General features: G+C 68.8%; 17 protein-coding genes. 5 read left to right on the plus strand and 12 right to left on the minus strand.

The window, feature by feature from the left end; all coding sequences use genetic code 11:
- Nucleotides 1–71 precede the first annotated feature (71 nt).
- Entirely contained in the window at nucleotides 72–890 is an 819-nt protein-coding gene (locus ACFVUT_RS22470; protein ID WP_389653605.1) for an isoprenyl transferase, read from the minus strand.
- Between the two features lie 568 nt (nucleotides 891–1,458).
- On the opposite strand from ACFVUT_RS22470, the gene ACFVUT_RS22475 reads away from it, so the two are divergent.
- Entirely contained in the window at nucleotides 1,459–1,980 is a 522-nt protein-coding gene (locus ACFVUT_RS22475) for a cupin domain-containing protein (protein ID WP_389653607.1), read from the plus strand.
- Between the two features lie 122 nt (nucleotides 1,981–2,102).
- Here ACFVUT_RS22475 and ACFVUT_RS22480 read toward each other — a convergent pair whose 3' ends face one another.
- A complete protein-coding gene (locus ACFVUT_RS22480; RefSeq protein WP_389653610.1) occupies nucleotides 2,103–2,579 on the minus strand; it encodes a MarR family winged helix-turn-helix transcriptional regulator in 477 nt (158 codons plus the stop codon).
- A 127-nt stretch (nucleotides 2,580–2,706) separates the two neighbouring features.
- On the opposite strand from ACFVUT_RS22480, the gene ACFVUT_RS22485 reads away from it, so the two are divergent.
- Nucleotides 2,707–3,267: an NADPH-dependent FMN reductase gene (locus ACFVUT_RS22485; protein ID WP_389653612.1), complete on the plus strand. Its 561-nt coding sequence runs from the start codon at nucleotides 2,707–2,709 to the stop codon at nucleotides 3,265–3,267.
- Between the two features lie 191 nt (nucleotides 3,268–3,458).
- Complete coding sequence (locus ACFVUT_RS22490; RefSeq protein ID WP_389653615.1) at nucleotides 3,459–4,301, plus strand: alpha/beta fold hydrolase; 843 nt, start codon at nucleotides 3,459–3,461, stop codon at nucleotides 4,299–4,301.
- A 270-nt stretch (nucleotides 4,302–4,571) separates the two neighbouring features.
- On the opposite strand, the gene ACFVUT_RS22495 is transcribed toward ACFVUT_RS22490, so the two are convergent.
- The 3 genes from ACFVUT_RS22495 to ACFVUT_RS22505 form a co-directional block, all read right to left on the minus strand.
- Nucleotides 4,572–5,135 carry a sigma-70 family RNA polymerase sigma factor gene (locus ACFVUT_RS22495; RefSeq protein WP_389653618.1) on the minus strand — a complete coding sequence of 188 codons (564 nt, stop codon included), beginning with the start codon at nucleotides 5,133–5,135 and terminating at the stop codon, nucleotides 4,572–4,574.
- Nucleotides 5,136–5,302: 167 nt separating this feature from the next.
- Entirely contained in the window at nucleotides 5,303–6,067 is a 765-nt protein-coding gene (locus tag ACFVUT_RS22500) for an SDR family NAD(P)-dependent oxidoreductase (protein ID WP_389653621.1), read from the minus strand.
- A 118-nt stretch (nucleotides 6,068–6,185) separates the two neighbouring features.
- Nucleotides 6,186–6,767, minus strand: coding sequence for an ester cyclase (locus ACFVUT_RS22505; protein ID WP_389653624.1), 582 nt, complete (start codon nucleotides 6,765–6,767; stop codon nucleotides 6,186–6,188).
- Between the two features lie 144 nt (nucleotides 6,768–6,911).
- Between ACFVUT_RS22505 and ACFVUT_RS22510 the strand changes: the two genes are divergently transcribed.
- A complete protein-coding gene (locus ACFVUT_RS22510) occupies nucleotides 6,912–7,529 on the plus strand; it encodes a TetR/AcrR family transcriptional regulator (RefSeq protein ID WP_389653628.1) in 618 nt (205 codons plus the stop codon).
- A gap of 153 nt (nucleotides 7,530–7,682) precedes the next feature.
- Here ACFVUT_RS22510 and ACFVUT_RS22515 read toward each other — a convergent pair whose 3' ends face one another.
- The 6 genes from ACFVUT_RS22515 to ACFVUT_RS22540 all read right to left on the minus strand — a co-directional run bounded on the left by ACFVUT_RS22515 (nucleotide 7,683) and on the right by ACFVUT_RS22540 (nucleotide 14,160).
- On the minus strand, nucleotides 7,683–9,095 hold the full coding sequence (locus ACFVUT_RS22515) for an aldehyde dehydrogenase family protein (RefSeq protein ID WP_389653630.1): 1,413 nt from the start codon (nucleotides 9,093–9,095) through the stop codon (nucleotides 7,683–7,685).
- Between the two features lie 167 nt (nucleotides 9,096–9,262).
- Nucleotides 9,263–10,246 (minus strand): zinc-binding alcohol dehydrogenase family protein, encoded by a 984-nt coding sequence (locus ACFVUT_RS22520; protein ID WP_389653633.1) that lies wholly within the window; start codon nucleotides 10,244–10,246, stop codon nucleotides 9,263–9,265.
- 461 nt (nucleotides 10,247–10,707) lie between these two features.
- Nucleotides 10,708–11,319 (minus strand): FMN reductase, encoded by a 612-nt coding sequence (locus ACFVUT_RS22525; RefSeq protein WP_389653636.1) that lies wholly within the window; start codon nucleotides 11,317–11,319, stop codon nucleotides 10,708–10,710.
- Nucleotides 11,316–12,398, minus strand: a complete 1,083-nt coding sequence (locus ACFVUT_RS22530) for a CE1758 family FMN-dependent luciferase-like monooxygenase (RefSeq protein WP_389653639.1) — start codon at nucleotides 12,396–12,398, stop codon at nucleotides 11,316–11,318. Before ACFVUT_RS22530 ends, ACFVUT_RS22525 begins: the two co-directional genes overlap by 4 nt.
- Nucleotides 12,399–12,717: 319 nt before the next feature.
- Nucleotides 12,718–13,230: a nuclear transport factor 2 family protein gene (locus ACFVUT_RS22535; protein WP_389653642.1), complete on the minus strand. Its 513-nt coding sequence runs from the start codon at nucleotides 13,228–13,230 to the stop codon at nucleotides 12,718–12,720.
- A 246-nt stretch (nucleotides 13,231–13,476) separates the two neighbouring features.
- Nucleotides 13,477–14,160, minus strand: coding sequence for a hemerythrin domain-containing protein (locus ACFVUT_RS22540; RefSeq protein ID WP_389653645.1), 684 nt, complete (start codon nucleotides 14,158–14,160; stop codon nucleotides 13,477–13,479).
- A gap of 297 nt (nucleotides 14,161–14,457) precedes the next feature.
- On the opposite strand from ACFVUT_RS22540, the gene ACFVUT_RS22545 reads away from it, so the two are divergent.
- The gene (locus ACFVUT_RS22545; protein WP_389653648.1) at nucleotides 14,458–15,120 is read left to right on the plus strand and encodes a hemerythrin domain-containing protein; all 663 of its coding nucleotides are present in this window, start codon (nucleotides 14,458–14,460) and stop codon (nucleotides 15,118–15,120) included.
- A 156-nt stretch (nucleotides 15,121–15,276) separates the two neighbouring features.
- Here ACFVUT_RS22545 and ACFVUT_RS22550 read toward each other — a convergent pair whose 3' ends face one another.
- The gene (locus ACFVUT_RS22550; protein ID WP_389653651.1) at nucleotides 15,277–15,780 is read right to left on the minus strand and encodes an SRPBCC family protein; all 504 of its coding nucleotides are present in this window, start codon (nucleotides 15,778–15,780) and stop codon (nucleotides 15,277–15,279) included.
- Nucleotides 15,781–15,796: the final 16 nt, after the last annotated feature.

The following is a 15,796-nucleotide window of genomic DNA, read 5'->3' on the forward strand; positions in this document are numbered from 1 at the left end:
CGGTCAGAATGCGGGCCATCGGCATCCGCGCGGGGACGACGGACCCGACTGTCGGACGTTCCCGCGCGTCCTCAGTTCTCAGCCGGCTTCTCGTCAGGGAGGGCCCCGCCGAACCGCCGGTCGCGGGAGGCGTACTCCAGGCACGCCCGCCACAGGTCACGACGGTCGAAGTCCGGCCACAGCACGTCCTGGAACACCATCTCCGCGTAGCTGCTCTGCCACATCAGGTAGTTGGACGTACGCTGCTCACCACTGGGCCGGACGAGGAGATCCACGTCCGGCATGTCCGGGTAGTACAGGTACTTCGCGAACGTCTTCTCGTTGACCTTCGACGGGTCGAGCCTGCCGGACGCCACGTCCCGGGCGATGGCCTGTGCGGCGTCCGCGATCTCCGCGCGGCCGCCGTAGTTGACGCAGAAGTACAGCGTCATCGCGTTGTTCCGGGCGGTCTGTTCCTGGGCGATCCGCAGTTCCTGGACGACGGACTTCCACATCCTCGGCATCCGGCCGACCCAGCGGATGCGAATGCCGAGTGCGTCCATCTCGTCGCGGCGACGGCGGATCACGTCCCGGTTGAAGTTCATCAGGAAGCGCACCTCGTCCGGCGAGCGCTTCCAGTTCTCGGTGGAGAAGGCGTACAGCGAGAGGTTTTGCACGCCGATCTCCAGGCAGCCCTTGAGTACGTCGAGCACGACGCTCTCGCCCACCTTGTGCCCCTCGGTGCGCGGAAGGCCGCGTTCCTTGGCCCACCGTCCGTTGCCGTCCATGACGATGGCGACGTGCTGGGGCATCAGTTGGCCGGGGATCTTCGGGGGCCGCGCGCCGGACGGGTGCGGGTCCGGCGCGCGGTACGTGTTTCGGCGGGGGGACAGGATCCCGCTACGTGCCATGGTCGTACTTCTCCTACCGGCTTCGACGGCGCTCTCGCGCCGCCGGCTCCTTCTTGACGGAACGGCGACCCGGACGCCCGTTGTCCGCCCCCTTCCCCGTGTCCCGAAGCCCCTGTTTGGGAGGACTGGGGAGACATGCGCCGCAAGGCCTACGGCCGGGTGCGGGGTCGGTCGACTGCCCACGGTCCGCGCCCAACCTCGGCACCTGACCGGACACGAGCCGACGACCAGCATGAACATCGGGTCAAGAGGGGCCGGGCGTGAAGGCGTCCACGGTCTCCCACTCGCCACCCGGCAATCTGGGTGGCCTCACTCGGTAGAACGTGTGAAGGGGCGAGAAGGTTCACCGTCCTCTCGCAGGCCCACACCCCCGCACCCCGGCTGCCGGGTGTGATCCAGCCGATACCGGCAGGCGGTCCGTGCGCGGTCGAAGGCCAGGCCGCACGGTCCGGCCGCGTCGCTGACGCACCCGGACCGGCACGGACCCCGAACCTCCTTTGACATACCTGAGAACACCCCCTACTGTTTGATACGTATCTAACTAAGTCTCCATGTGACGGGAGCGGTCATGACTCTGCCCTTCAACATCCCGGACAAGACGGATCCTCGCTGGACCAGACACGACGGCGTGTACGTCCGCAAGGCCGAGGGAACGGTCAAGTGGAACGCGGGCGACGAATACACGATCAAGGTGACGGCGGGACAGACAGGCGGTTCCCTCGGGTTCGTCACCGGTACGATTCCTCCGGGCGGCGGACCGGAGGCACACGCACACGCCAAGGAGGACGAGGCGTTCTACCTCCTGTCGGGGGAACTGGAGTTCCTCAACGGCGACCAGGTCTTCACCGCCGATGCGGGGGACTTCGTCTTCATCCCCCGCGGCAACCGGCACCGCTTCAAGAACACGGGCGCGACGAGTGCCGAGCTGCTGTTCCTCTTCACCCCGGGCGGGCAGGAAGGGTTCTTCCTGGAGACCGGTGACGACGTCGTACCCGGCAAGACGCCGGAGCCCTGGAGCCCGGAGCGTTATACACGGGTCGGCGAACTGATCGAGCTCTACGGCAACACGCTGCTGCCCGAAGACTCCTGACCCCTCGGGCCGGGACAAGGCCGGCGGCCGGTCGGGCGTCCGCGCGGCGCCTCAGAGCCTGTCGGGTCACCCGGAAGGTCGGTGGTCATCCACCCGGCGGACCTTCCCCCGGCCTGCGGGAGTCAGGGGTTCCTGCGCCCACCGGACGCCCTCGCGATACGCCTGAGTCCGGTGGTGAGCTGAGCGAGGTCATGGCCGGCGAGGTTGTCGAGCATGTGCCGCCGCACACTGGCCAGATTGGCGGGCCAGGCCTCCTTCAGGCGGGCGAGGCCAGTCGCGGTGAGGACGACATTCCAGCCGCGCAGGTCCTCGGTACAGCGGACCCGCTCGACGAACCCCTGCTTCTCAAGACGGCTGACGACACGGGTCATCCCGCTGAGGCTGAGGTTGCAGGGTACGGCGATTTCACTCATCCGCATCCGGCCCTCAGGAGCCTCGGACAGGAACTGAAGCGCGCTGTACTCGGAAAGCCGCAGTCCGGCGTCACGCACCATGTCCGCGTCGACGGCGCGGGGCAGCGCCATCATGACATCGCCCAGTACGCGTACGAGCGCTTCCTCGGCGGCATCCATGGGGCGCAGCGGCTGTTCCTCGGCCATGCCCGCACCCTATCTCCTTGACAAGTCAAGCACAAGGCAATCTACTTGACTCATCAAGTATTCGAGCCGCAACATTCAGGCCGTTTTACTTGACTCGGCAAGTATCTATCCAGTGAAGGTATGAAATATGACGAAGATCGGCATCATCCTCGGCAGCACGCGCCCCGGCCGCCTCGGCGAGTCCGTGGCGCACTGGGTGCTCGAACAGGCCACGCACCGCACCGACGCCACGTACGAGCTCGTGGACCTGCTGGACTACAAGCTGCCGCTGCTGGACGAGCCGTACCCGCCGGCCATGGGCAAGTACAGCCAGCCGCACACCCACGAGTGGGCCGCCAAGATCGCCTCCTTCGACGGCTTCGTGATCGTGACGCCCGAGTACAACCACTCGGTGCCCGGCGCGCTGAAGAACGCCATCGACTTCCTGGCCGCAGAATGGGTCAACAAGGCCGTCGGCTTCGTCAGCTACGGCGCCACCGGCGGCACCCGCGCCGTGGAACACCTGCGCCTGATCGCCGGCGAACTCCAGATGGCCGACGTCCGCGCCCAGGTGGCGCTCTCCTTCTTCAGCGACTTCGAGAACTTCGCCCTCTTCAAGCCTGTCGACGCCCAGGCCGGCGCCCTCGCCGGCACGCTGGACCAGGTCGTCGCCTGGAGCAAGGCCCTCGCACCGCTGCGCGCCAGCTGACCGAGACCCCACGGGCCCCGACGCTCCCCGTACCGGCCGATGACGCCGGTACGGGGAGTGCCCCGTACCCAGGCAAAGCCGGCGCACCGGACGCGGCACACCCGGACGCCACCGACACGGCCTGGCGTCCCGTCATACCTCCCTGTACGACCACCTTCACGACACGCTCCCACCGGACAAGAGGTTCAACGATGCTCGATGGATTCGAGGACGGCTACGCCGAGGTCAACGGAACCCGGTTGCACTACAAGGCCGGAGGCGACGGGGCACCGCTGGTCATCATGGACGGGTGGCCCCGGACATCGCACGGGCTCCACAAGATCATGCCACTGCTCGCCGAGCGCTTCCGGGTCATCGCCGTGGACTACCGGGGGATGGGCCAGTCGGACAAGCCCAAGGACGGCTACGACAAGAAGAACATGGCGAAGGACCTCCACCAGCTCGTTCACGAGCTGGGACACGAGCAGGTCAACTTGGCCGGAGGTGACGTCGGCGCCATGGTGGCCTACGCCTTCGCCGCGAACTACCCGGACGCCACCAGGAAACTCGCGCTGTGGGAGGGCGGACCCTTCTCGCAGATCTTCCTGGATGTCATCAGTCCCTTCCCGAAGCCGGGTGAGCCCAACGCATTCTGGTATCCGCTGAGCCAGATCGACGATCTGCCTCAGAAACTTCTTACCGGGCGGTTCCGTCACATCATCGACTGGACGGCCGAGCATCTCGCGCTCCACCCGGAGCGGATCAGCGAGGAGAGCCGAGCCCTGTACACCGCGGCGTACAACGAAGCGGACGCGGTGCACGCGGCCTTCGCGTTGTACCGCACCTTCCACCAGGACCTGGCCGACAACGAGTCCTATCCCCCGCTGGACATGCCCGTTCTCGGAATCGGCGCACAGCACATCGGTGTCGTCCGGGAGTCGATGGCGGGCAAGGCCTCCGACATCCGGTTCTCCGTCATCGAGGACAGCGGTCACTACATCGCGGAGGAGAACCCGCGGGCTCTCGCCGACGAGCTGGTGAAGTTCTTCGGCTGATCGGCGTCGCCGCCGGGATGTCGAAGGGGCCCCGGCCGCTACTGCGCAAAAGCAGCGGCCGGGGCCCCTTCGACATCCCGCCACGGTCAGGTCAGGTCCGTGTGGCGCCCGCGAGGGAGTTCCCGTCCTCGGGCCGCGCACCGAAACCCGCGTGCCCGTCCACGCGTCACCATCGTGCGGTCGCCTCTGCGCGTCCCGGGCGAGTGGCAGCGCGGGCAGCGGACCGGGCCTTCGAAGAACAGTTCAGCTCAGGCGGCTGAAGCCACTCGCTCAAGCGGCTGCGGGCAGCACCTGCCGGGGTGAGAGGCCCCGTTCCTGCAGAGCGAGGCGAAGAGCACGCAGCCCGTAGTGGATGCGGGACTTGGCGGTGCCCACGGGGATGCCGAGGGTGCGTGCGGTCTCCTCTATCGACTTGCCGAGCAGGTAGGTCTCGCGCAGCGTCTCCCGTTGTCCGGGTGACAGGGTCTGGAGGGATTCGGCGACGACGAGCGAGGTCAGCATGCGTTCGATGTCGTCGCGCTCGCAGGCCTTCTGATCCAGCCGCGTGACCACGTCGACCTCCTGGGGCCGGGCCGTGTTCCTGCGGTAGTCGTCGATGACCAGGTTGCGGGCCACGGTGAACAGCCAGGGCCGCAGCAACCCGCCTTCCCGGTGTCTGTACTTCGTCCAGCAGCGCAGCAGGGTCTCCTGGACCACGTCTTCGGCCCAGTACCGGTCGCCACCTGTCAGACGACACACGTATGTGTACAGGGCGGGTACATGTTTAATGTATCCGGCGAGCACATACTGCCCGTCCTCGCCCGGTTCGGCTGCTCCCATGACGGTCCAGCCCATGATTGACTCCTCTGATCCGGCGGACACAGTGGCGCCGCGACGCCTGCGGTCGAGTCACGCTGTACCCGGCCCGAAAAGACCACTTGCCTAGTTGCCCACCACGACCGCCGTGTTCCGGCGTCGCACCCGTGCGGGTCACGGCAGAAGGTCCAGCAGCGACGGGTGCCTCACCACGGCTGCTCGGCCGCGCGGACGAGCATTTCGTTGACCGCCACGCGGCGGTCCCGGGTGACCATGTAGTCCACGGCGTCGGCGATGTCCTGCGGACGCAGCAGCTCCAGGCCCTCGGTCTGCCGTGCGGCCTCCTCACGCACGCCGTCGCGCAGGTGCAGGGGCGCTTCGGTGTCCACCCGGCCGGGTCCGACGATTCCGACCCGCACCCTCTTGGGCTGCAACTCCTGGCGCAGCGACTCGGAGAACGCGTTCACACCGAATTTGGTGAGGCTGTAGACGGCCGAGCCGGACCGGGCGACCCGGCCGGCGGTGGAGCTGATCGTCACGAGGTCGGCGACCCGGCGCGGGGACCGCTCCGCGGCACGGATCAGATGCGGCAGGGCGGCCCAGGTGATGTGCAACAGGCCCTGGACGTTGACCGAGAGCATCCGCTCCCACTCCTCGAAGGGCGCCCCGACGGCCGGACCGAGGAGTCCGAGCCCCGCGTTGTTGACCACCGTGTCCAGCCGGCCGAACGCGACGACCGTGCGCTCCACGGCGGCCGCAGCCTGCTCCCTGTCGGTGATGTCGGTCTCCAGCACGAGCGGGGTCATACCGTGCGTCCGCAACTCCTCCGCCAGCGTCTTGAGGCGATCGCCGCGGCGGGCGACCAGTGCGACCGAGGCACCCCCGATCGCCAGGGTCCGGGCGGTCGCCTCGCCGATGCCGCTGCTCGCACCGGTAACGAGGGCGACCGTGTCCTTGAGTGGCTTGCTCATTGTTCCTCCGCTGACGGATCGGAAAGGTGTACATGCCGCCCCGGTGTTGCGGGGTCGGGTTCACGCCGGACACGTCGTTTTGCTCTCCGGCGTCAGGAGACCTGGTGGAGAGCGGGGTTCAGCTCAGCCTGGGCGTGTGCCGGTGCACGGCCGCCGCCCGCCCGGCCGCCTCGGCGGTCCGGGCGGCGGCGCGGCCGGCCCGCCCGGTCACCTTCCAGGCAAGGATGCGCAGGGCGCCGGGACCGGGAGGGAAGACGCCGAGTTGTCCCAGCATCGTGATGTCGTCGCGTACCGCCTCGTGCCGCACCACCTTGCCGTCCCGCAGGCTGAGCACATGTATCTGCTCGAAGTCGATCTCGGCTCCGGTGGGCGGGATCGCCTGGTCGAGGGCGCCGTCGCGGTAGCGGACGAAGGGGCCGGTGTGCCGGCCCTGCATGCGCAGCCGAACCCACACCTGATCGCCTTCGTGGGCCAGGTCGGTGACGGGGAATCGCAGATCGGTGAAGGCCGAGCGCATCCACACGCCGGACGCCAGCACTCCGGCCGGGCCCGGGATCGAGCAGGCCGCGGGTGAGACAGCCGCCTCGCGGTTGGTGAAGTCGTCGTGCACGACTTCCGCGGCCAGTGCCGCGTCCCCGGTCTCCAGGACCTCGAAGAGGCCGCGGGCCATGTCCTTGGCGTCCATTCCCATGGTGTTCATTCCTCTCGCGTACGCGGCGATCCGCCATGTACGGCATTCGGCCACTCCCGAAAAGCCTTGTTCACGGCCCGGGTTCACCATTGAAGTTATACATCACCTATTGAATAGGGCCAAGGCGTAATCATGTCGGTTACACTGGCGCCCATGCCCACCAAGCGCACGTATGTCTCACCCCGGCGAGAGCAGGCTGCCGCGCAGACGCGCGCGCTGATCCTCCAGGCTGCGACCGGGTTGTTCGCCCAGCACGGCTACGGACGGGTGACCGTCGCGGACATCGCGGCCGCGGCCGGCGTCTCCGCGAAGACCGTCTTCGCCAGCGCCGGCAGCAAGAGCGACATCCTGAACGAGATCGTCGACACTGCCGTGCGCGCCTCCGGTTACGAACAGTCCATGCAGTACGTACTCGCCGAGCAGGACCCCGAGTCGGTGCTGAGGATGGTGGCCCACGGCACCCGGACGGGCAACGAGGGCCAGTTCACGGTGCACGAGGCGATCCACAAGGCGCTGCCGTCCCATGAGGACGGCGATTCCCTGTGGGAGCGCGCCACCGCGGACTACCGCGACGCGCTCCGCGCCACCGCGCACCATCTGCACACCCTGACGCCGCCGCTCCCGTGTCCGGTGGAGGAGACGGCGGACCTCCTGTGGTTCTGGTTCGGCCCCAACGGCTGGCGCACCCTGGTGGTGGAGAACGGGTGGCCATGGGAACGTGCGGAGACGTTCCTCATCCGCACGGCGATCGCCACGCTCCGCACACGGTGAGGCCCTCCTGCCGCGGCCGGCCCTCTCGCGAAGCACCGCTTCGGCAGAGGACCCCCGTGGGCCGGCCACGACCGCCGGTGGTGCCGGACCGACAGGAAGCCCGCCGTGTGCGGACCGCCCTCGGCACCACCGCGTCCAAAACCCGCGGGACGGTCAGGCGAAGACGGCCTGCGTTTCCAGGTAGGCCGCCAGTCCGTAGCTGCCGAACTCCCGGCCCAGACCCGATTGCTTGAAGCCGCCGAAGGGAACGTCGGGGGCGTCGATGATCTCGTTGACCATCACGCGTCCGGCTTCCAGGCGGCGCGCCAGAGCCTGTCCGCGCTCGCTGTCGCCGGTGGTGATGTAGGCGTGCAGCCCGTACGGGCTGTCGTTGGCGATCGCCACGGCCTCGTCCTCGTCGCGATAGGTGATCACGGCCAGCACCGGGCCGAAGACCTCCTCCTGAGCGAGAGTGCGGTCGTTGGTCGCGGTCAGCAGCGTGGGCTTGACGTAGTTGCCCGTCTCCAGGCCCTCGGGGTGGCCGAGACCGCCGGCCAGGACCTCACCGCCCTGCTCGACACCCACCCGGATGTAGTGCTGCACCCTTTCGTACTGGTCCCGGTCCAGGACCGGGCCGACGACTGTCGAGGGCTCACGGGGATCGCCGACCTTCAGCGCGCCGACGGCTTCGGCCAGTGCGGCCTTGAACTCCTGCTCGCGGCTGAGCGGAACGAGGATCCGGGTGCCGGCGATGCAGGCCTGCCCGTTGTTGAACAGCCCCGCCTGCACAGCGAAGGGCACCGCCTGGGACAGGTCGGCGTCGTCCAGGATGATCGTCGGCGACTTGCCGCCCAGCTCCAGGGTGACCCGCTTCATGGTGTCCACGCCGTTGTGGGCGATGATCTTCCCGGTCGCCGTCGAGCCGGTGACCGACACCTTGGCGACGTCCGGGTGCGAGGTGAGGACGTTGCCGACCGGGTCGCCCTTGCCGAACACGATGTTGACCACACCGTCGGGCAGACCGGCGTCGGCGAACGCGTCGAGAACGGCCTGGGCCTGCCAGAACCCGCGCTCACTCGGCTTGATCACGACCGTGCAGCCGGCCGCGAGGGCGACGCTCGCCTTCATCGCGATGAACCAGCTGGCCCCGTTCCACGGGGTGATCAGGACGGCCACGCCGACCGGCACCTTGTGCACCGTGGCCCGGCCGATCCGCTCGCTGAAGGTCTCCTCGGACAGGAGCTTCTGCGCGAACACGAACCAGTCGCGGGACTGGCCGACGATGTAACCGGCGGTCGCCGTGGTGGTGCCGAACTCCTCGACCAGAGAGGCGATCATGTCCTCACGGTGGGCCTCGAAGGAGTCGGCCAGCTTCTGCAGGTAATCCCGGCGCTCGTCCAGCGTGGTGGCCGACCAGGCGGGAAACGCTCGCTTGGCGGCCTCTACCGCCTCGTCGGCGTCGGTGGCGTCGCCCAGCACCCCCTCGGCGATCTGCCGGCCGGTGATGGCACTGGTCACCACCTGTGTGTCCTGGCCGTGTGACGCACGCACACGGCCGTTGACGAACTGACGATTGAGAACCTTCAACGTGATCATCCTTTGCGGGACACCGGGCGCAGGACCCGGAGTGAGTGAGTAGGTGAAGTCGCGGACGTGCCACGGGTGTCGGGGTGCCGCACGCCGTACAGCGGTGGGCCGGGATCCCGGGGTGCGGGCACCCGCCGCGGGCGGGGTGTGATGCCCACGGCGCGTGGTCAGACGGTCAGCACGAGCCGGCCGCCCACCGTTCCGCTCTCGACGCGGCGGTGCGCCTCGGCGGCCTGGGCCAGGGGCATGGTCTCGGTGTGGACGGTGGCCAGGCCCTGGCTCACGGCCTGCAGACCGGCCTGCCCGGCGGGGTGGCCGAGTTCCGGGTGAGCCGGCAGATAGAAACCGACCGCGAAGCCGAGCATGGCGAGGTTGCCACCCCACAGGGCGTTGGTCTCCACGGTGTGCTGCCAGTCGCCGCTGGCGTTGCCGACCAGCAGCATCCGGCCCATGGGTGCCATCACCGGCAGGGTCTGCGTACGGAGCTTCCCGCCGACCGGATCGACCACGACGTCGAAGCGCTGGTCACCGACCGCCTCGGCCAGATCCTCGCCGGCCACGATGTCGTCGTACGGCAGCGCCGAGGCGCGCGCCTCGTCCAGTTGACCGCGCAGCACGGTGCCCACCACGTTGGTGGCGCCCAGGATGCGTGCCACGCCGGGGAAGCCCGACGCCAGCCCGCCCAGAGCCCCATGCACCAGGACGCGCTCGCCCTGCTGGAGGTGCGCCACCGCGGTGAGTGCCAGATAGGCGGTGGCGGCGTTGGGCAGCGCGGCGACCGCGAGCGCCGGATCGACCCCGGAGCCCTCCAGGCTGACCGTCATCCTCGCGTCCACCACGGCGACCGAGGCGTAGCCTCCCTCGGGTCCGGTGCCGGACAGGGTCACCACCGGCTCGCCGACCCGGAAGTCCCGCACGCCCTCGCCCAGGGCGCGGACGGTACCGGCGACTTCCAGACCGGGAACGTACGGCGGCTGCGGCAGGCTTGCCTCGTCCTTGTACAGGCCCTTGCGGATGTAGGCGTCGATCAGACCGACAGCGGCGTGAGTGACGTCGATCGCCACCTGGCCGGGCCCGGGGACCGGGTCGGGCAACTCGGTGAGTTCGAGAACCTCGGGATCCCCGAAGTGTGAAACGACTACGGCGTGCATGACCGCGTCTCCTTTCCCCTGATGGGTCGCCCGTACTGCGGCACGGCGACCCATCGCTAGTGATGTGCGCGTTCCGTGGGGTGTCCGCGCGGTCCGTGTGGGCCATGGGCGCCGCTCCTGCGGCGTCCGGCGTGGCCCGTGACCCCTACAGTGCCGTCTGCGCGGGGAGGAACCGATAGGCCATGTGACTTGTCCGACGGACCGTCGGTGACTGGCCGACGCGGCACCGGATGACTGACCTGCGAGACACCTGGGGCACCGATGACTTGCCGACGGGACACCGGATGACTGACCTGGACGGCATCGGGGACACCGATGACTTGCCGACAGGACACCGGCGGATGACCGGTGTCGGCGTCACTTCCGCGCCCGGAGTGCGGGCGAACGGCGCGGACCAGGTGTACGTCCGGTGCGGCAGCCCCGCCACCACCCGAGCGGCGAGGCCAGGGCTGCCGACCCGGTCAGTCGGCGCCCAGCAGCCGATCGAACGTCACGCCCTCGAACGGGTCAGCGACAACGGGCGCCTCCCGTCGGTGCACTTCACGGGCCAGCTCCCCCGCCGCCTGTTCGACGCGCTGCCCGAGCGAGGTACCGGCCCCCTCACCGCTGCCCCAGTCCTCCGGTGCCGCGAAGACCCCGGTGGGAACCACGGCGGCGTGCAGATAGGAGAACAGCGGCCGTACCGCGTGCTCCAGCACCAGGGAGTGCCGTCCGGTACCGCCGGTGGCGGCGATCAGCACCGGCTTGTCCACCAGCGAGCTGTGGTCCAGTGCGTCGAAGAACATCTTGAACATGCCGGTGTACGACGCGGTGAAGACGGGCGTCACCGCGATCAGCCCGTCGGCGCGGGCGATGCTGTCCTGCGCCTTCTCCAGCGCCTGGGAGGGGTAGCCGGCGATCGTCTGGTTCACCAGGTCGTGCCCGAGGTTGCGTATCTCGATGTACTCGATGCCCGGCTGCTCGCCCAGCTGCCGCAGCTGCTCGTCGGCTGACTGCGCCAGGCGCTCGGCCAGCAGCCGGGTGGACGACGGCTGCCGCAGTCCCGCGGAGACCACCACCACGGTGCGGGTCATCGCGTAGCCTCCTTCGCGGCCTTGAGGGACGCGTGTGTGGGAGCGTCGGGTACGTGTGCGGGACGGCCCACGGCGAACTCCTTGCGGAGCACCTGGACCACCTCGCCGAGCATCTCGATCTGCTGCAGCACCGTCTTGTGCGGCAGCCCGAGCGCGTCGACGGTGAAGAGCTGACGCTGGTAGTCGCCCTCGGCGTACTCGCGGAAGGCGAGGACGCGCTCGATCACCTGCTGCGGGCTGCCGACCAGGAGCGCGGTCTGTCCGATGGTCTCCTCAAGCGACGGACCGTTCCCCCACACCTCGGAGCCGTCGAAGTAGGGGCGGAACTCCCTGACCGCGTCCTGGGAATCGGGGCGTATGAAGGCGAGTGCCGCGAGGCCCACGGTGGCCTGGTCGGCCGGCCCGTGTCCGTGGTGCTCGTACCGTTCGCGGTAGAAGCCCACCATCCGCTGCACATGGTGTTTGGGCCACAGCACGTTGTTGTGCAGGAACCCGTCTCCGTAGAAGGCGGCCTGTTCGGCGATCTCCGGGCTGCGGATCGAGCCGTGCCAGACGAAGGGGGGTATGCCGTCCAGCGGCCGGGGGGTGGAGGTGAACGACTGCAAGGGAGTGCGGAACTTCCCCTCCCAGTCCACCACTTCCTCGCGCCAGAGCCGGTGCAGCAGCGCGTAGTTCTCCACGGCCAGCGGGATGCCGTCGCGGATGTCCTTGCCGAACCACGGGTAGACGGGGCCGGTGTTGCCCCGCCCCATCATCAGGTCGACTCGGCCGTCCGCGAGGTGCTGGAGCATGGCGTAGTCCTCGGCGATCTTCACCGGGTCGTTGGTGGTGATCAGCGTGGTGGACGTGGAGAGGATGATGCGGTCCGTCCGGGCCGCGACGTATCCCAGAAGCGTTGTCGGCGAGGACGGCATGAAGGGTGGGTTGTGATGCTCGCCGATGGCGAAGACGTCGAGACCGACTTCCTCGGCCAACCGCGCGTATTCCGTAACGGCCTTGATCCGTTCGTGTTCCGTCGCCATGCGGCCGGACACGGGATCGAGGACCACGTCTCCCACGCCGAAGAGCCCGAACTGCATTTCAGCCTGCTTTCTTCCGCCGCTGTCGCGCGGCAACTTCACTGACGGGTCAGGTTCGTGGGGCCGCGGGGCACCCTCCTGCCGGCCTTGGCTCCGGCGGGTGCCCCGCGGGCTGTCGCTGGCAGAGGGGCTGGTGGCCTTCGGCCCCGGTGCTCGTCACCGGGCCGCTGACCACGTCGTCGGCCCGGGCCTTCGCGGAACACGGACGCGTCCGCGAAGGCCCGGCAACAGCCGCCCTGCCGCCCCGGGCACCATGCTGCAGCGGTCAGGACACGGCCGCATCAGTCGGATGACGTGGCACCGCACCGGCCACTTCGGGTCACCTGTCCAGCAGGTCGCCCGGGTTGGCGACGCGCGGCACGGTGTGGAAGAAGCCGTTCTCCAGACGCCGGTGAACGATCCGCCAGCCCTCCGCACGCCGCTCCAACCGGTCGTGCCACAGCCCGGTGTGGATGACGTTGGCCTGGCCGTCACGCGTCTCGTGTGTGTGGAAGAACGGCGAAGTGGCCTTCGCGGTGTCGCCGTCGACGGTGACGGTCGCATAGCCCTCGCGGTGCTGCCACCGGCCGAACAGCTTGCCCAGGCCCTCGGTGCCCTTGCGGTCCGTGCCCCGCATGAAGTCGACGTAGTCCTGCAGGCCGATCGCGGCGCTCTGGCCGAGGTCGGAGGCGTCGATCACGGCGTTGGAGGCGAAGACCGCGGACCACTGCGCCAACAGGTCCTGGTCGTCGTTGTCACCTTGGTGCAGATCCTGGCCCAGGCCGTACCTCGCGATCAGGTCCTGGATCTCGATCCGGTCCAGCAGGTACCGGACCTCGGGGGGAGTCGTCATGGTTGTCCTCTTTCTTGTTGTCGTACCGCGCGGATGTGTTCGCGAAGGCCGTCGGGCGGAATTCGTGGGGCTGCCGGACCACGGGGAGCACCGGGCGATCCGGCACAGCAAGGACGTCCCTCCCTCCGGGCGGATCGGGAGGGAGGGACGATGGCCGGACCTCGGGTCAGAGCGAGCGGGATCCCCCCGCCCGGGGCCGGAAAGGCGCGTCACCGGGCCGGCCGGTCATCGCGGGACCGGCCGCGTCTACAGCTCGGTGCTGCGCGGCGGGGTGGAGGTGCCGTAGAGGAGTTCGGCGTGAGCGGCGTACGCGGCCGGGGCCTTCTCCCTGAGGACCACCGCGAACTCGGGCGGCATGCCGTTCAGAGCCGACTCCACTGTCTCGGGATCGCCCTCGTACATCAGCATGCCGAACCCGAGCGGCATGCCCTCCGGGTCCGCCTGAGCCATGCCCTCGCGGACCATGTCGTCCCACTCCTGGGCCGTGACATGTTCCTCCATGGCGGGCAGGATCTGGCTCTCCTCGGCCTCAAGGTGTTCCTTGAGGGCCACAATGAGCTCTTCCAGCGTGCCGGCCAGCGCGTCACGCGTCCGCGCGGTGGGGTTCTCGCTCCAGGCCGACAGCGCCTGGCCGACCTCGCCCACCAGCCGGTCCACCTGCTGGTGCTGCTCCTCCATCAAGGCCACGGTCGTCGAGATCAGGTCATAGCAGCGCTTCTCCAGGAGCGGCCACAGCGTGGCGTCCTCACTGGCGTGGTGGTGGTGCAGGAGACCCGTCAGCGCCGCGATGTGGCCACCGACGATCCGGACACGCTCGGCGTCCGCGGGGTCGCTGGCCCTGACCGTACGCGGCATCAGACCGATCTCACGCCGAAGCACGTCGTGTATGAGAAGCATCTCGCGCCGGTCGAACATACGTGTATTGCTCATTGCGTTGTTTCCTTCTACAGGAACGTTGGGACGCGGCCGGATCCACGCCCGCGCAGCGGCTCGGGCAGCGCGCGCGGGCGTGCCGACACACGGGTAAGACGATGCAGTGCTGCCGCAGAGAATGCGCACAACAGCTGTTGATCAGGGCTCGTACGATGGGCCGTGGACCATCGTGATCCACCACGACGGGACCTTCCCTGCCAAGGCGGCACGGTCCGGCCGACACGACCACCGAGAAAGAAGGGCAACCAGATGGCGCAGCCTGTCCGACCACCCGCCGCATCACAAGAGGTGGTCATGGCTCACACCATGTTCCAGCGCGAGTTCGGCCTCATGCCCGCGCTCGTCCGCGGTGTGGATCCCGGTGATCAGGAGCGTCGGCGGACTGTCGCGGAACACATCGAGATCGTCACCGCGCCATTTCTGAAGCACCTGCACGCTGGAGACACGTATCTGATGCCGAAGCTCCTGCAGCGGGCACGGCCACAGCAGCACGAGATGATCCGCACGGCGGCGGGCCATCTGACACAGATGGAGACGGTCACCTCCGATCTACTGGCCGTACTGGGGGAATGGCGGCTGAACGGTACGTCCGGCCACAGGCTGGCCGACTTCCTGGACGACTTGGTCGCCCGGGTCAAGGTCCACGCGGACCTGATGGAAGAGCATCTGATACCGCTGTTCGACGAGCACATCACGACAACGGAATGGGTGGAGATGATCGGCACGGAAGCGGCGGGCATGCCCACGAGGATCATGCCCGTGTCCTTCGGCATGATGATGTACGAGGCCGATCCCGCCCTGATCGACGGAATGTTCGCCGGCATGCCCGCCGATGTCCGCCTTGTGCTGAAGGAGGTGGCGTCGAAGGCGTTCGCGGCACACTCGACGACCGTCCACGGGACCGCTGCACCACCGCGGGCCCGTGCCGGGGACCAGGGTGCCCGAAGGGCGGAGTGACATCCCCTCGGGCTCACTGCGCTCCCGCGGCCGGACCGTCCCGGCCGCGGATGCACGGCATGACGGGGGTCCACGACACCGCCGCGGGCGCCCGGCCCGAAGCGTGTCCCACGGCACCGCCTAAACGCCCCACGGCCGGCCTTCCCTCCAGATTTCTCAAACCGTCTCCGCGCGCGCCCTCAAGCCCGCCAGCCACCGGGAGTTCACGCGGCTCGCCCAGTCGGGCGTCGCCTCCCGCATCGCCTTGGCCGCGATGCCCCGGGCCACGATCTCACTCGACACCACGGTCCCCGTACTCGAAGGCGTGAGCAGCCACGCCTGGTAGAACTGCAACCCGGTGGCGATCCCCGAAAGGCCCAGTCGGCGGGGCGCGGCGATCTCCGCGACCAGCAACTCGAACCGCCGGCGGTTCGCCAGCCGGACCTCGAACGCACCGTGCTTCTGCAACGTCCCCTGGCAAGGCCCGCGAAACCGCACGTCGGTCAGGCCCGGCACCCAGCCCGGCCAGTCCTCGGCAGTGACGAGCAGGTCGAACACCTGGCTCGCGGGGGCGGAGACGGTCGTCTGTGCCCGGCAGTAGCAGTCCGCTTGGTCCGGGGCGAAGCCGGGCGGCCAGTGGACGTCCGGACCGTCGTCGTCCTCGGCTACCGCGTCGTACACCGCGCTACCTCCTGGC

It is taken from the genome of Streptomyces sp. NPDC058051 (assembly GCF_042885475.1).
Taxonomy (GTDB): Bacteria; Actinomycetota; Actinomycetes; order Streptomycetales; family Streptomycetaceae; genus Streptomyces.

Coding starts and splice junctions, on each gene's coding strand:
- ACFVUT_RS22470 (WP_389653605.1), bottom strand. CDS start 890: ATGGCACGTAGCGGGATCCTGTCCCCCCGCCGAAACACGTACCGCGCG.
- ACFVUT_RS22475 (WP_389653607.1), top strand. CDS start 1,459: ATGACTCTGCCCTTCAACATCCCGGACAAGACGGATCCTCGCTGGACC.
- ACFVUT_RS22480 (WP_389653610.1), bottom strand. CDS start 2,579: ATGGCCGAGGAACAGCCGCTGCGCCCCATGGATGCCGCCGAGGAAGCG.
- ACFVUT_RS22485 (WP_389653612.1), top strand. CDS start 2,707: ATGACGAAGATCGGCATCATCCTCGGCAGCACGCGCCCCGGCCGCCTC.
- ACFVUT_RS22490 (WP_389653615.1), top strand. CDS start 3,459: ATGCTCGATGGATTCGAGGACGGCTACGCCGAGGTCAACGGAACCCGG.
- ACFVUT_RS22495 (WP_389653618.1), bottom strand. CDS start 5,135: ATGGGCTGGACCGTCATGGGAGCAGCCGAACCGGGCGAGGACGGGCAG.
- ACFVUT_RS22500 (WP_389653621.1), bottom strand. CDS start 6,067: ATGAGCAAGCCACTCAAGGACACGGTCGCCCTCGTTACCGGTGCGAGC.
- ACFVUT_RS22505 (WP_389653624.1), bottom strand. CDS start 6,767: ATGAACACCATGGGAATGGACGCCAAGGACATGGCCCGCGGCCTCTTC.
- ACFVUT_RS22510 (WP_389653628.1), top strand. CDS start 6,912: ATGCCCACCAAGCGCACGTATGTCTCACCCCGGCGAGAGCAGGCTGCC.
- ACFVUT_RS22520 (WP_389653633.1), bottom strand. CDS start 10,246: ATGCACGCCGTAGTCGTTTCACACTTCGGGGATCCCGAGGTTCTCGAA.
- ACFVUT_RS22525 (WP_389653636.1), bottom strand. CDS start 11,319: ATGACCCGCACCGTGGTGGTGGTCTCCGCGGGACTGCGGCAGCCGTCG.
- ACFVUT_RS22530 (WP_389653639.1), bottom strand. CDS start 12,398: ATGCAGTTCGGGCTCTTCGGCGTGGGAGACGTGGTCCTCGATCCCGTG.
- ACFVUT_RS22535 (WP_389653642.1), bottom strand. CDS start 13,230: ATGACGACTCCCCCCGAGGTCCGGTACCTGCTGGACCGGATCGAGATC.
- ACFVUT_RS22540 (WP_389653645.1), bottom strand. CDS start 14,160: ATGAGCAATACACGTATGTTCGACCGGCGCGAGATGCTTCTCATACAC.
- ACFVUT_RS22545 (WP_389653648.1), top strand. CDS start 14,458: ATGGCTCACACCATGTTCCAGCGCGAGTTCGGCCTCATGCCCGCGCTC.